Here is a 14,461-nt window from a genome sequence, read left to right on the forward strand (position 1 = left end):
GACTCCTCACGACGCGACGAAAGTAGTTGATACACAGTGCGTGCACCACAGTCCTGGTACACCGAGGTCCTGCGCGCGGGCGACCCGACGTGGTCGGCCACCACGGAGGAGATCGACGCGGGTTTCGTCCGCGTGGGTTTCGAGATCGAGGACATCGAGAAGTTCCCGGAGATCACCGGTCCGCTGGTGATCGGTCGCGTGGAGACGATCGAGGAGCTCACCGAGTTCAAGAAGCCGATCCGGTTCTGCACCGTCGAGGTGGGCGAGGCGGAGCCGCGCGGCATCGTCTGCGGTGCCCGGAACTTCGCCGTGGGTGACCTGATCGTGGCCGCACTGCCCGGCGCCGTGCTGCCCGGTCCGTTCGAGATCGCTTCCCGCAAAACCTACGGTCGCGTCTCCGACGGCATGATCTGCTCGGTCTCGGAGCTCGGCATCGGCAACGACCACAGCGGCATCCTGGTACTCGCCCCCGGCACGGCCGAGCCCGGCGCCGACGCACGCGAGGTTCTCGGACTCGACGACGCCGCGATCGACGTGAACGTCACCCCTGACCGCGGTTACGCCTTCTCGATCCGCGGTCTCGGCCGCGAGTTGGCGAGCAGCTTCGAGGTGCCCTTCGTCGACCCGGGCGTCACCGAGGCGGACGTCACAGCCGAGGGCACCCCGTGGCCCGTCGCCATCGAGGACGGCTCCGGCGCCACCCGCTACACCGCGCGCGTGATCAGCGGCGTCGACCCGTCGGCCATCTCGCCGTGGTGGATGCAGAAGCGACTCATGGTCGCCGGCATCCGGCCGATCTCGGCGATCGTCGACGTCACCAATTACGTCATGATCGAACTGGGTCAGCCGCTGCACGCCTTCGACGCCGATCGCATCACCGGCACCGTCACCGTCCGTTCGGCGAAGCCAGGTGAGAAGCTGCGAACCCTCGACGAAGTCGACCGTGTGCTCGACCCCGAGGACGTCGTCATCGCCGACGAGACCGGTCCCATCGCCCTCGCCGGCGTCATGGGTGGCGGCGCCACCGAGGTGGGCGAGGAGACCACGACCGTCCTGCTCGAGTCGGCCACCTTCGATCCCGTCCGCGTCTTCCGCACCGGTAAGCGCCACAAGCTGACCTCCGAGGCCAGCAAGCGCTTCGAGCGCATCGTCGACCCGGAGATCACCGCGGTCGCCTCCGACCGCGCCGCGGAGCTGATCGTGGAGATCGCCGGCGGCACGATCTCCTCGCCGCTGTCCGAGGCGCGGGTCGTGACACCGCTCCCGTCGGCGATCGGCATCGCCGCCGACGAGCCCGACCGCGTCGCGGGCATCAGCTATCCGGCGGGCACCACCGCCGCGCGCCTCACCGAGGTGGGGTGTGTGGTCACCGGCACCGATACGCTCGACGTCGTCCCGCCGTCGTGGCGTCCCGACCTCAGGCAGCGCGCCGACCTCGTCGAGGAGGTGCTGCGCCTCGAAGGCCTCGAGGACATCCCCGCCGTCGTGCCGCGAGCACCCGGCGGCACCGGCCTCACGCCGAAGCAGCGTCGGCGCCGCAGCGTCGGGCGCACACTCGCGCTCGACGGATATGTCGAAGTCCTCCCGTACCCGTTCATGCCGGCCGGGGTCTTCGACCTCTGGGATCTGCCCGCCGACGACGAACGTCGCCGCACCGTGAAGGTGGTCAACCCCCTCGAGTCGGATCGGCCCGAACTCAACACGACGCTGCTGCCGGGTCTGCTCGAGATGGCCGCGCGCAACATCTCCCGCGGCCAGCGCGACCTGTCGCTGTTCACCATCGGCCAGGTCGTCATCGCCGGCGACCATGTCGCGCCGGTTCCCGCACTCGACGTGACCCGTCGCCCGACGGACGAGGACATCGCGGCGCTCGACGCCTCGCTGCCGCATCAGCCGCTGCATGTCGGCGTCGTCCTGACCGGTCTTCGCGATCCGGCAGGTCCCTGGGGTCCGGGCCGTGCCGCCGACTACCTCGACGCCTTCGAAGCGGCTCGCACGATCGCTCGCGCCGCGGGCGTGGAGGTCGAACTCTCCGCTGCCGATCACCGGCCGTGGCATCCGGGTCGGTGCGCTCGCCTGACCGTCGACGGACGCACGGTCGGGTACGCCGGTGAGCTCCATCCGGCGGTTCTCGAACGCGCCCACCTGCCCAAGCGCGCGTGCGCGGTGGAGATCGACATCGACGCGCTCCCGCTCGGCGAGGTGCTGCCCGCTCCCGCGGTGTCGGTGTTCCCCGCCGTCCTGCAGGACGTGAACGTGGTGGTCGCGGCCGACGTACCCGCTGCCGAGGTCCGGTCGGCGCTGCGCGACGGCGCGGGTGAGCTGCTCGAGGACATCGCACTGTTCGACGTCTTCACCGGTGAGCAGGTCGGCGAGGGGAACAAGTCGCTGACGTTCTCGCTGCGCTTCCGTGCGAGTGATCGCACGCTCACCGAGGACGAGGCCAACGCCGCGAAGCTCGCCGCGGTGGACGCCGCTGCCGACCGGGTGGGCGCCCGACTCCGCTGACCGAAGGGCACTTCGACGGCCACCCACCCGGCGATGAATTGATTTGCAGGCTGCTGCATAATGATTGCATGGCTTCGACAAGCTCAACCAGCAAGGTGAAGGTCGCGGTGGCCGGCGCGAGCGGCTACGCGGGCGGTGAGATCCTCCGACTCCTGTGCGGGCATCCCCGTCTGCGATCCGGCGAGCTCGAGATCGGCGCGCTGACGGCCGGCGGCAACGCCGGCACGACGCTCGGATCTCATCATCCGCACCTGTTGCCGCTGGCAGAGCGGGTTCTCGAGGAGACCACCCCGGAGATCCTGGGCGGTCACGACGTCGTCTTCCTGGGCCTGCCGCACGGCGCGTCGGCCGTCATCGCCGACGCACTGCCGCCGACGACCCTGATCATCGACTGCGGTGCTGACTTCCGGCTGCGCGACGCCGGCGACTGGACCGCCTACTACGGCGGCGATCATGCAGGAACCTGGCCGTATGGACTGCCCGAGCTGCCCGGGAATCGCGACGTCCTCAAGGACGCCGGCCGGATCGCCGTCCCGGGGTGCTACCCGACGGTGTCGATCCTGTCGCTGCTCCCGGCGATCGCCGCGGGATTGGCCGAGCCGCACGTGACCGTGGTCGCGGTGAGCGGTGCGTCGGGTGCCGGTCGCTCGCCGAAGGTCGATCTCCTGGCCTCCGAGGTCATCGGGTCGGCCCGGGCCTATGGTGTCGGCGGCGTCCACCGGCACACCCCGGAGATCTCGCAGGCACTCTCGGCGGCGGCGCAGCAACCGGTCACCGTCTCGTTCACCCCGATCCTCGCGCCGATGGCCCGGGGCATCCTCGCGACGTGCACCGCACGAACCGTCGCGACCGGCGATGAGGTGCGCGCGGTCTATGAAAAGGCCTACGCCGACGAGGAATTCATCCACGTACTGCCGGAGGGCCGACTGCCGGCCACCGGTTCGGTCATCGGTTCCAACGCGGTCCAGCTCGGGGTGACCGTCGACGAACGCGCCCAGACCCTGGTGGTCGTCGGCGCCGTGGACAACCTGACCAAGGGGACCGGCGGCGCCGCGGTCCAATCGATGAACCTGGCGCTGGGCTGGACGGAGAACGAGGGACTGAGCACCGTGGGAGTCGCACCGTGACGGGAATCGAGAACACCCAGCAGGATCCGGAGCGGATCGAGGGCGGCGCCCCGGGCGATCATCCGCGGCTCGTCCGCGGACAGGGTGTCACCGCGCCGCTGGGATTCCGTGCAGCGGGAATCGCGGCCGGTATCAAGGCATCCGGTGCCGCCGACCTCGCTCTCGTCGTCAACGAGGGTCCGGACTGTTCGGCCGCGGGTGTCTTCACCACCAATCAGGTCAAGGCGGCTCCGGTGCTCTGGTCCCAGCAGGTCCTCACCACGGCCAGGCTGCGGGCCGTGATCCTCAACTCCGGCGGTGCCAACGCGTGCACCGGACCGGGTGGATTCCAGGACACCCACAAGACGGCCGAGGCCGTCGCGGAGGCGCTGAGCAACTGGGGGACCAGCACCGGTGCGGTGGAGGTCGCGGTCTGCTCGACCGGTCTCATCGGCGATCGCCTCCCGATGGACAAGGTCCTCGCCGGCGTCACCGAGATCGTCCAGGAGATGGGCGGCGGACTCACCGGCGGCACCGATGCCGCGCACGCGATCATGACCACCGACACCGTGCCGAAACAGGCTGCGCTGCACCATCCCCAGGGATGGAACGTCGGCGGTATGGGGAAGGGCGCCGGGATGATGGCGCCGTCGCTCGCGACGATGCTCGTGGTGCTCACGACCGACGCTGCGGCGACCTCCGAACAGCTCGACACCGCGCTGCGCCGGGCGACGGCGCGGACGTTCGACCGGCTCGACATCGACGGCTCCATGTCCACCAACGACACGGTGCTGCTGCTGAGTTCGGGCGCCAGCCAGATCCCGGTCGACCAGGCCGACCTCGACGAGGCCGTGTTCGCGGTCTGCGACGATCTGGCCGCCCAGATGCAGGCCGACGCCGAAGGCGTCACCAAGCGGGTCACCATCACCGTCACGGGCGCACCGACCGAGGAGGATGCGCTGACCGTCGCCCGGTTCGTCGCACGCGATTCCCTGGTCAAGACCGCGTTGTTCGGCTCCGACCCGAACTGGGGCCGGGTGCTGGCCACGGTCGGCGCCTCGCCGGTCCGCATCGACCCGGACGTGATCTCCGTGTCGTTCAACGGATCGCCGGTGTGCGAGAACGGCTGTGGCGTGCGGGGTGCGCGTGACGTCGACCTGTCCGACGCCGACATCGACGTGCTCGTCGACCTGAAACTCGGCGACGCATCGGCGTCGGTCCGGACCACGGACCTCTCGCACGCCTACGTCGAAGAGAACTCGGCGTACTCGTCATGACCGGCACCACACCGGAATCCGGTGCCACTGAAAGTGTCCCGGGGGCGATCGACCCGGCCGCAGGTCTGCAGAAGGCGACGATCCTTGCCGAAGCGCTCCCCGCACTGCAGGAACTCGCCGGCGCCACGATCGTCGTCAAATACGGCGGCAACGCCATGGTCGACGACGAGCTGAAGAAGGCGTTCGCCGCGGACATGGTGTTTCTCCGTGCCTGCGGCATGCACCCCGTCGTCGTGCACGGAGGCGGACCGCAGATCTCGGCGATGCTGAAAAAGCTCGGCCTCCAAGGGGAATTCAAGGGCGGCTTCCGGGTCACCACCCCGGAGGTGATGGACGTCGCCCGGATGGTTCTCTTCGGTCAGGTGGGTCGTGAGCTCGTCGGCCTCATCAACGCGCACGGGCCCTATGCGGTCGGCATCACCGGCGAGGACGCCCACCTGTTCACCGCGACGCGGCGGACGGTTCTCGTCGACGGCGTCGCGACCGACATCGGGCTCGTGGGCGACATCTCCTCGGTGAACACCTCGGCGGTGCTCGATCTCATCGGGGCGGGCCGTATCCCGGTGGTGTCGACCATCGCTCCCGATCGTGACGGCGTCGTCCACAACATCAACGCCGACACCGCGGCGGGAGCGCTCGCGGAGGCGCTCGGCGCGTCGCGGCTCGTGATGCTCACCGATGTCGAGGGGCTCTACACCGACTGGCCCGACCGCGGGTCGCTGGTGTCCCAGATCGACACCGATGCGCTGGTCGAGCTCCTGCCGTCGCTGGATTCCGGCATGGTCCCGAAGATGGAGGCCTGTCTGCGTGCGGTGACCGGGGGAGTCGAACGCGCCCACGTGATCGACGGCCGCGTCGCCCACTCGGTGCTCGCCCAACTACTGACCGGAAGCTCCACCGGCACCTCCGTCGTCGACCCGGCCGAGTCGGGGGCGAAGGCGGCCGCCGGAACCCATGAGGAGGACCTGTGACCGCACCGCTGCAACAGCGCTGGGGCCAGTCGCTGATGAAGAACTACGGGACCCCGCCGATCGCCCTGGTCGGTGGCTCGGGGCCGTATGTCACCGATGCCGACGGGAAGCGTTACCTCGACCTGCTCGGCGGGATCGCGGTCAACTCCCTCGGCCACGCGCACCCGGCGATCGTCGAGGCCGTCACGACCCAGCTGCAGACGCTCGGGCACGTGTCGAACCTCTACATCTCGCCGCCGGTCGTCGAACTCGCGGAGAAGCTGCTCGACCGTTTCGGTCATCCCGGCCGGGCGTTCTTCTGCAACTCCGGCACCGAGGCCAACGAGGCCGCCTTCAAGCTCGCGCGCCGCACCGGCCGGCCGGAGATCGTGGCCGCCGAGAAGGCATTCCACGGTCGCACGATGGGTGCGTTGGCGATGACCGGACAGCCGGCGAAGCGTGCTCCGTTCGAGCCGATGCCGCCGGGCGTGCGGTTCGTGCCCTACGGCGACATCGAGGCGCTCGACGCGGTCGTCACCGACCAGACCGCCGCGGTGATCCTCGAGCCGATCCTCGGTGAGGCCGGCGTGATCGTCCCGCCCGCCGACTATCTCGCCGCGGCCCGGCGCATCACCAGCGAGCGCGGCGCGCTGCTGATCCTCGACGAGGTGCAGACCGGTGTCGCGCGAACCGGCACCTTCTTCGCCCACCAGCAGGTGGGTGTGGTTCCCGACGTGATGACGCTCGCCAAGGGACTCGGCGGCGGACTGCCGATCGGTGCATGCATCGCCACGGGTGCGGCCGCCGAGCTGTTCGAACCCGGTCAGCACGGCACCACCTTCGGTGGCAATCCGGTCGCCGCGGCCGCGGCACTCGCCGTGCTCGGTGTCATCGAGTCCGAAGGTCTCACCGATCACGTCGCCGCCGTGGGCAAGGCGATCGCCACCGGGATCGAGGACCTCCACCACCCGCTGATCGATCACGTGCGGGGCGCCGGTCTGCTGCTCGGCATCGTGCTCACCGAGCCGCTGTCGGCCCGCGTCGAGGCCGCGGCCCGCGACGCCGGATTCCTCATCAACGCACCGGCACCCGACGTGCTGCGGCTCGCACCGCCGTTGATCATCACCGAGGAGCAGGGGCAGAGCTTCGTCGAAACGCTGCCGGACCTGCTGGACGCCGCTGCGCACGCTGCACAGAAGGACAAGGGAGACAGTGTGAACAAGGGAGACAGCGTGAAAAAGGGAGATGGGGCATGACGCGGCACTTCCTGCGCGACGACGACCTCACCCCGGCCGAACAGGCCGAGGTGCTCGCGCTCGCCGCCGAGGTGAAGGCGAAGCCGTTCGCCTTCCGCCCGCTCGAAGGGCCCCGCGGGGTCGGGGTGATCTTCGACAAGAACTCCACCCGCACCCGGTTCTCGTTCGAGGTCGGCATCGCCCAGCTCGGCGGTCACGCGGTCGTCGTGGACGGTCGCACCACGCAGCTCGGCCGCGAGGAGACCCTCGAGGACACCGGACGGGTGCTGTCGCGCTTCGTCGACGCCGTGGTGTGGCGCACCTTCGGGCAGGACCGTCTCGAGGCGCTGTCGTCGAGCGCGACCGTGCCGGTGGTCAACGCCCTGTCGGACGAGTTCCACCCCTGCCAGGTGCTCGCGGACCTGCAGACGATCGTCGAGCACAAGGGGTCGCCCTCGGGGCTGAAGATGACCTACCTCGGCGACGGTGCCAACAACATGGCCCACTCGCTCGGGCTGGGTGGCGTCACCGCCGGCATGCACGTCACGATCAGCGCACCGGAGGGTTTCCAGCCCGACCCGGCGATCATCGCCGACACCGAGCGTCGTGCCGCGGAGACCGGCGGGTCGGTACAGCTCGTGACCGACCCGGTCGCCGCCGCCACGGAAGCCGACATCCTGGTCACCGACACCTGGGTGTCGATGGGTCAGGAGGAGGACGGCAAGGACCGCACCGCGCCTTTCCGGCCGTACCAGATCAACGACGAGCTGCTCGCCCACGCCGCCGACGACGCGATCGTGCTGCACTGCCTGCCGGCGCACCGTGGCGATGAGATCACCGCGTCGGTCATCGACGGCCCGCGCAGCGTCGTCTTCGACGAGGCCGAGAACCGTCTGCACGCGCAGAAGGCACTGCTGGTCTGGCTTCTGGAGCACCAGTGAGATGACATCCGCAAGCCAGGACGAGCAGTGACACAGGACGAGCGATGACCGCCGGCGCCGAACCCACGGAGAACCGCCTCGCCGCGACCCGCGCGGGGCGGCATGCGCGGATCATCGACATCCTGTCGACCAACCAGGTGCGTAGCCAGTCCGAGCTGCAGCGACTCTTGGCCGACCAGGGGATCGATGCCACGCAGGCAACGCTGTCGCGCGATCTCGACGAGCTCGGGGCCGTGAAACTGCGGGCCGCCGACGGCGGTGCGGGTGTCTACGTGGTTCCCGAGGACGGCTCGCCGGTGCGCGGCGTGTCCGGCGGCACCGACCGGCTGTCCCGCCTCGTGTCGGAGCTGCTGGTCTCCACCGACAGCAGCGGCAACCTGGCCGTGCTGCGCACTCCGCCGGGCGCCGCGCACTATCTGGCGGCCGCCCTCGACCGTGCTCGTCTGCCCGATGTGGTCGGCACGATCGCCGGCGACGACACGATCTTCGTGGTCGCCCGGGAGCCGCTCGACGGAGCCGAACTCGCCCGACGGATCGAGGGCCTCGTGTAACCCCCGTCCTGCCCACCACCACCGGACGCACTCACCGCGGCCGGACACGACGAGAACCGCAACCGACCACACCGCCAACCGAGACCCGGACGGTGTGGTCGGAACCCCGGGGCCGATGATGGACTCGGGTCATCGCTTAGAACAGGAGCTTCACCTCATGGCAGAACGTGTCGTACTCGCATACTCGGGCGGCCTGGACACCTCGGTCGCGATCAGCTGGATCCAGAAGGAGACCGGCAAGGAGGTCGTCGCCGTGGCCCTCGACCTCGGGCAGGGCGGCGAGGACATGGATGTCATCCGCCAGCGCGCCCTCGACTGCGGCGCGGTCGAAGCGGTCGTCGTCGACGCCCGTGACGAATTCGCCGACGAGTACTGCCTCCCGGCGATCACCTCGAACGCCCTCTACATGGACCGCTACCCGCTGGTCTCGGCGCTGTCGCGTCCGCTGATCGCCAAGCACCTGGTGACCGCCGCCCGCGACCACGGTGGCACCGTCGTCGCCCACGGCTGCACCGGCAAGGGCAACGACCAGGTCCGGTTCGAGGTCGGTTTCGCCACCCTCGCACCCGATCTGGAGGTCATCGCACCGGTCCGCGACTACGCGTGGACCCGTGAGAAGGCCATCGCCTTCGCCGAGGAGAACGACATCCCGATCAACGTGACCAAGAAGTCGCCGTTCTCCATCGACCAGAACGTGTGGGGCCGCGCGGTCGAGACCGGCTTCCTCGAGGACCTGTGGAACGCGCCGACCAAGGACGTCTACAGCTACACCGAGGACCCGACCGTCAACTGGAACACCCCCGACGAGGTCATCATCGGCTTCGAGAAGGGCCGTCCGGTCAGCATCGACGGCCGTCCGGTCAGCGTGCTGCAGGCCATCGAGGAGCTGAACCGCCGCGCCGGTGCGCAGGGCGTCGGCCGCCTCGACGTCGTCGAGGACCGTCTCGTCGGCATCAAGAGCCGCGAGGTCTACGAGGCCCCGGGCGCCATGGTGCTGATCCGCGCCCACGAGGAACTCGAGCACGTCACCATCGAGCGCGAGCTCGGCCGGTACAAGCGCGGCACCGACCGTAAGTGGGCCGAGCTGGTCTACGACGGCCTCTGGTTCTCGCCGCTCAAGCGTTCGCTCGACGCCTTCGTCGACTCGACACAGGAACACGTCTCCGGTGAGATCCGCCTCGTCCTGCACGGCGGCAACATCGCGGCCACGGGACGTCGCAGCTCCGAGTCGCTCTACGACTTCAACCTCGCGACCTACGACGAGGGCGACAGCTTCGACCAGTCGGCAGCCCGCGGCTTCGTCGAGCTGCACGGCCTGTCCTCGAAGATCTCGGCCAAGCGGGACCTGAATCTGTGAGTGACGAGCAGACCGGCGGAACGACCAACGAGGGTTCGCTCTGGGGCGGCCGTTTCGCCGGCGGTCCGGCCGCGGCGATGGCCGCCCTGAGCAAGTCGACCCATTTCGACTGGGCCCTGGCGCCTTTCGACATTCAGGCTTCCAAGGCCCACGCCCGGGTGCTCAACAAGGCGGGGCTGCTCACCGGTGACGACCTGGGAGGCATGCTGGACGGTCTCGACCGCTTGGCAGCCGATGTCGCCGACGGGACGTTCGGTCCCGCAGAGTCCGACGAGGACGTGCACGGTGCGCTCGAGCGGGGACTCATCGAACGGGTCGGTCCCGAGCTCGGTGGGCGGCTGCGTGCCGGCCGGTCACGCAACGACCAGGTCGCCACGCTGTTCCGGATGTGGTTGCGCGCCGCCATGCGTCGCGTCGCCCTCGGTCTGCTCGACGTGGTCGACGCGCTGACCGCCCAGGCGGCCGCTCATCCCGACGCGATCATGCCCGGCAAGACGCACCTGCAGGCCGCTCAGCCTGTCCTGCTCGGCCACCACCTGCTCGCACATGCGCAGCCGTTGCTCCGCGACATCGACCGGCTCGCCGACGCCGACCGCCGGACCGCCGTGTCGCCGTACGGGTCCGGCGCGCTGGCCGGCTCGTCGCTGGGTCTCGACCCGGCTGCCATCGCGGCCGATCTCGGGTTCGACGCACCGGCCGAGAACTCCATCGACGCCACCTCGTCCCGCGACTTCGCGGCCGAGGCGGCGTTCGTGTTCGCGATGATCGCGGTCGACCTCTCCCGGCTGTCCGAAGAGGTGATCATCTGGAGCACACCGGAATTCGGATACGTGACACTGGCCGATGCCTGGTCTACGGGCAGTTCGATCATGCCGCAGAAGAAGAACCCGGACGTCGCCGAGCTGATGCGCGGCAAGGCCGGCCGGCTGATCGGTGACCTGACCGGTCTGCTCGCGACTCTCAAAGCGCAACCACTGGCATACAACCGGGACCTCCAGGAGGACAAGGAACCGGTCTTCGACGCGGTGGCGCAGCTCGAACTGCTGCTGCCGGCCGTCACCGGCCTGGTCGCGACGCTCGAGTTCCACACCGACCGGATGGAGGAGCTGGCCCCGGCCGGCTTCACCCTGGCCACCGACATCGCCGAGTGGATGGTGCGGCAGGGTGTGCCCTTCCGCGTTGCACACGAGGTCGCCGGAGCCTGTGTCCGCGAGGCCGAGTCGCGGGGTGTCGGTCTCGACGAGCTCGACGACGAGACACTCGCCGGCATCAATCCCTCGCTCACCCCTGCGGTTCGCGACGTGCTGACGGTGCGTGGATCGGTGGAGTCGCGTAACGCGCATGGCGGGACCGCGCCGATTCAGGTACGACGGCAGATAGAACTGGTGTCGGCGCAATCGGCCGACCTGCGGACACGCTGGAACGCGGGGCCCGGAGGACGGCGCTGATCCACTTCTGAGTGGGTAGAGTGACGTATGTCACCGATGTCACCGATGTCGGCGGTGCACGTCACGCTGACGACGGGAGGATTCGACGCGATGGTGGCTTGGGACGGTATCCCCGATGTGGGGGGAGTGGTCAGCCGGGTGGTGGCGACCGCTCAGAACGGGCTCGAGGTCCTGCGGTTCGGCGGACTCGAGACCGGGACGGAACCGGCGCCCTTCGCGATCGTCGAGACGCGCAAGATGTTCCGCCTGCGCCGGTACTTCCCGAACGAACCGTCCACCGGCCCCAACATCGTCCTCGTGCCTCCGATGATGGTGTCCGCCAACGTCTACGACGTGACCGAACACAACGGTGCGGTGTCCGTCCTCCATCGCAACGGCATCACCCCGTGGGTGATCGACTTCGGGTCCCCGGACACCGAAGAGGGCGGGATGGAACGCAATCTCGCCGACCATGTGGTCGCGATCAGCCAAGCGATCGACCTGATCATCGAGGCGACCGGACGCGACATCCACCTGGCCGGGTACTCCCAGGGCGGCATGTTCGCGTACCAGACCGCGGCGTACCGGCGGTCGAAGGGGATCGCGAGCCTCATCACCTTCGGCAGCCCGGTCGACGTCCTCGCGGCACTGCCCCTCGGATTGCCGGCGGGGTTGGTGGCGCCGGCTGCCGAGTTCCTCGCCGAGAGATCGTTCGTGCGGAATCTCTGGGTACGGGACTGGATGGTACGCACCGGCTTCCAATTACTCGATCCGGTCAAGACCGTACGCAGCCGCATCGACTTCCTCCGCCGTCTCCACGACCGCGAGGCGCTTTTGCCACGCGAGGATCAGCGCAGGTTTCTCGAGGCCGACGGCTGGGTCGCGTGGTCCGGTCCGGCGATCGCCGAACTGCTGCGTCAGTTCGTGGCCCACAACCGCATGGTCTCCGGTGGCTTCGTGATCAACGGTGACCTCGTGTCGCTCACCGAGATCACCTGTCCGGTACTGGCGTTTGTCGGCGAGGCCGACGACATCGGTCAGCCGGCCGCGGTGCGCGGGATCGTGCGTGCCGCGCCAGACGCCGAGGTATACGAATCCACGCTGCCCGTCGGTCATTTCGGGCTCGTGGTCGGTTCCTCGGCCGGTCAGCACACCTGGCCCACGACGGCCGACTGGGTGAACTGGTTGTCGGCCAACGGGACCCGCCCGGAGCTCATCAGTGAGATGACGGTCGCGGAGCCTGGCCACGGCAGTGGCGTCAGTCTGTCCTCCCGTATCACCCACGGGATGGGTTCGGTCGCCGATGCCGGCACCGCCGCGTCCCGCGAGCTGCTCGGACTGGTCAACTCCCTGCAACGGACGTCGCGAGCGGTCGCCTCCGAGTCGGTGCGTACGGTGCCGCGGCTGCTCCGCCTCGGTCAGATCCAGGGTGGCACGCGGATCTCCCTGTCCAAGCTGATGGCGGAGAACACCAAGAAGCACGGCGACAACGAGTTGTTCCTCTTCGAGAACCGCGTGCTGACCCATGCGCAAGTCGACGCCCGCATCAACAACGTGGTCGCCGGTCTCATCGACTGCGGTGTGCGGCCGGGGCAGCACATCGGCGTTCTGATGGACACCCGCCCGAGCGCACTGGTCGTGGTCGCGGCACTGGCCCGGCTCGGAGCCGTCTCCGTCCTCCTCGCCGCCGACGCCGACGTGCGGGAGATGATGCGGCTCGCCGACAGCTCGGTCATCGTCACCGACCCCAACAACCTCGACCTCGCCACCGCGGCGTCGGGTCGGGTGCTGGTCCTCGGCGGCGGCAGTGGCGACTCCCGCGACATCGACGGTGTCGACGGCGCCACCATCATCGACATGGAGCAGATCGATCCCGACGCGGTCGTCCTGCCCACCTGGTACCGGCCGGATCCCGGCCTGGCCGGTGATCTCGCGTTCATCTTGTTCAGCCGTGCGCGCGGCAAACTCGTCCCGTGGCCGGTCACCAACCACCGGTTCGCGATGTCGGCGTTCGGTGCGGCATCGGCGGCGGCGCTGTCCGACCGGGACACGGTGTACTGCCTGCCGCCCCTGCATCACGCCTCCGGCCTGCTGACGACTCTCGGCGCCACCGTGGTCGGCCGATCGCGGATCGCCCTGTCCAACGGCATCGACCCGGAGACCTTCGCCACCGAGGTGCAGCGGTACGGCGTCACCGTCGTGTCCTACACCTGGTCGATGCTCAGCGGCGTCGTGCGCGATCCCCGTTTCCGGATCAACCAACACAACCCGATCCGACTCTTCATGGGTTCGGGGATGTCGGCCGGTCTGTGGGAGGACGTGTGCAGCAGCTTCCCACGCGCCCGCATCCTCGAGTTCTTCGCGACCGCGGACGGCTCGGCAATCCTGGCCAACGTCTCCGGCGACAAGCTGTCCTCCGTCGGGCGGCCCCTTCCGGAGACCAATCCCGTCGAGGTCGCGGCCTACGACATCGAGAACGACCGCCTGCTCATCGACGAGTCCGGATTCGTCCGGCGGGCCGAGATCGGTGAAGCCGGGTTGCTGCTCTCCAAGGCCAAGCACAAGTTCGACACCAACGGCACGGTGCTCCGCGACGTGTTCACCAGCCGCGACCGGTGGGAGGTGTCGGGACATCTGTTCGTCCGCGACGCCGACGGTGATCTGTACTTCCTCGGTGCCATCGACCGCGTGATCCGGACCGAGGCGGGCCCCGTGTTCATCCCGCCGATCACCCACGCTCTGTCGCGTATGCAGGGTGTCGACCAGGTGGTCACCTACGGGGTCGGAGAACCGGGTCATCAGGTGGCCGTCGCCGCGCTGACGCTACGTCCGGACGCGAAAGCCGACTCACTCACCGTCACCCAGCTCCGCATCGCACTCGGGGAGTTCCCCGCCGAACTGCGACCACACCTCATCCGCGTCGTCGACGAGATCCCGCACTCGGCGTCGTTCCGTCCGCTGAGCACCGCCTTCGCGGCCGAAGGTCTGCCGAAACCCGGTCCCCGGACCTGGTATCGCGATGAGGAGGGCCGGTACCGGCGCTACACCAGGACGATCGCCCAGAAGCTGGACTGGGGCCATTCGTCGATCGACGATGCCCTAGGCTGAG

Annotated in this window: 10 protein-coding genes; all 10 read left to right on the forward strand. The window is 69.1% G+C overall.

Features of this window, described 5'->3' with window-relative positions:
- Positions 1 to 36 precede the first annotated feature (36 nt).
- The 10 genes from pheT (at position 37) to GAA2_RS09990 (ending at position 14,460) form a co-directional block, all read left to right on the forward strand.
- Positions 37 to 2,508 (forward strand): phenylalanine--tRNA ligase subunit beta, encoded by a 2,472-nt coding sequence (pheT, locus tag GAA2_RS09945; RefSeq protein ID WP_006437362.1) that lies wholly within the window; start codon positions 37 to 39, stop codon positions 2,506 to 2,508.
- Between the two features lie 68 nt (positions 2,509 to 2,576).
- Positions 2,577 to 3,635, forward strand: coding sequence for an N-acetyl-gamma-glutamyl-phosphate reductase (gene argC, locus GAA2_RS09950; protein ID WP_040004874.1), 1,059 nt, complete (start codon positions 2,577 to 2,579; stop codon positions 3,633 to 3,635).
- Positions 3,632 to 4,891, forward strand: coding sequence for a bifunctional glutamate N-acetyltransferase/amino-acid acetyltransferase ArgJ (argJ, locus tag GAA2_RS09955; RefSeq protein WP_159406225.1), 1,260 nt, complete (start codon positions 3,632 to 3,634; stop codon positions 4,889 to 4,891). The genes argC and argJ overlap by 4 nt, the downstream gene beginning before the upstream one ends.
- A complete protein-coding gene (argB, locus tag GAA2_RS09960; RefSeq protein WP_159406224.1) occupies positions 4,888 to 5,862 on the forward strand; it encodes an acetylglutamate kinase in 975 nt (324 codons plus the stop codon). Before argJ ends, argB begins: the two co-directional genes overlap by 4 nt.
- Complete coding sequence (locus GAA2_RS09965) at positions 5,859 to 7,097, forward strand: acetylornithine transaminase (protein WP_191834935.1); 1,239 nt, start codon at positions 5,859 to 5,861, stop codon at positions 7,095 to 7,097. Before argB ends, GAA2_RS09965 begins: the two co-directional genes overlap by 4 nt.
- Positions 7,094 to 8,017 carry an ornithine carbamoyltransferase gene (gene argF / locus GAA2_RS09970; protein WP_191834936.1) on the forward strand — a complete coding sequence of 308 codons (924 nt, stop codon included), beginning with the start codon at positions 7,094 to 7,096 and terminating at the stop codon, positions 8,015 to 8,017. Before GAA2_RS09965 ends, argF begins: the two co-directional genes overlap by 4 nt.
- 44 nt (positions 8,018 to 8,061) lie before the next feature.
- Complete coding sequence (locus GAA2_RS09975; RefSeq protein ID WP_006437368.1) at positions 8,062 to 8,568, forward strand: arginine repressor; 507 nt, start codon at positions 8,062 to 8,064, stop codon at positions 8,566 to 8,568.
- Positions 8,569 to 8,725: 157 nt separating this feature from the next.
- Positions 8,726 to 9,925, forward strand: coding sequence for an argininosuccinate synthase (locus GAA2_RS09980; RefSeq protein ID WP_006437369.1), 1,200 nt, complete (start codon positions 8,726 to 8,728; stop codon positions 9,923 to 9,925).
- Complete coding sequence (gene argH / locus GAA2_RS09985; protein WP_006437370.1) at positions 9,922 to 11,373, forward strand: argininosuccinate lyase; 1,452 nt, start codon at positions 9,922 to 9,924, stop codon at positions 11,371 to 11,373. Before GAA2_RS09980 ends, argH begins: the two co-directional genes overlap by 4 nt.
- A gap of 90 nt (positions 11,374 to 11,463) precedes the next feature.
- Positions 11,464 to 14,460: an AMP-binding protein gene (locus GAA2_RS09990; RefSeq protein WP_191834997.1), complete on the forward strand. Its 2,997-nt coding sequence runs from the start codon at positions 11,464 to 11,466 to the stop codon at positions 14,458 to 14,460.
- Position 14,461 lies beyond the last annotated feature (1 nt).

Origin of the sequence: Gordonia ajococcus, from assembly GCF_012974285.1 — a bacterium.
Taxonomy (GTDB): domain Bacteria; phylum Actinomycetota; class Actinomycetes; order Mycobacteriales; family Mycobacteriaceae; genus Gordonia; species Gordonia amicalis.

What these genes read in the sequence shown, in the direction of transcription:
- argB (WP_159406224.1), top strand. Translation starts at nt 4,888, where the DNA reads ATGACCGGCACCACACCGGAATCCGGTGCCACTGAAAGTGTCCCGGGG.
- argF (WP_191834936.1), top strand. Translation starts at nt 7,094, where the DNA reads ATGACGCGGCACTTCCTGCGCGACGACGACCTCACCCCGGCCGAACAG.
- GAA2_RS09980 (WP_006437369.1), top strand. Translation starts at nt 8,726, where the DNA reads ATGGCAGAACGTGTCGTACTCGCATACTCGGGCGGCCTGGACACCTCG.
- GAA2_RS09990 (WP_191834997.1), top strand. Translation starts at nt 11,464, where the DNA reads ATGGTGGCTTGGGACGGTATCCCCGATGTGGGGGGAGTGGTCAGCCGG.
- GAA2_RS09975 (WP_006437368.1), top strand. Translation starts at nt 8,062, where the DNA reads ATGACCGCCGGCGCCGAACCCACGGAGAACCGCCTCGCCGCGACCCGC.
- argC (WP_040004874.1), top strand. Translation starts at nt 2,577, where the DNA reads ATGGCTTCGACAAGCTCAACCAGCAAGGTGAAGGTCGCGGTGGCCGGC.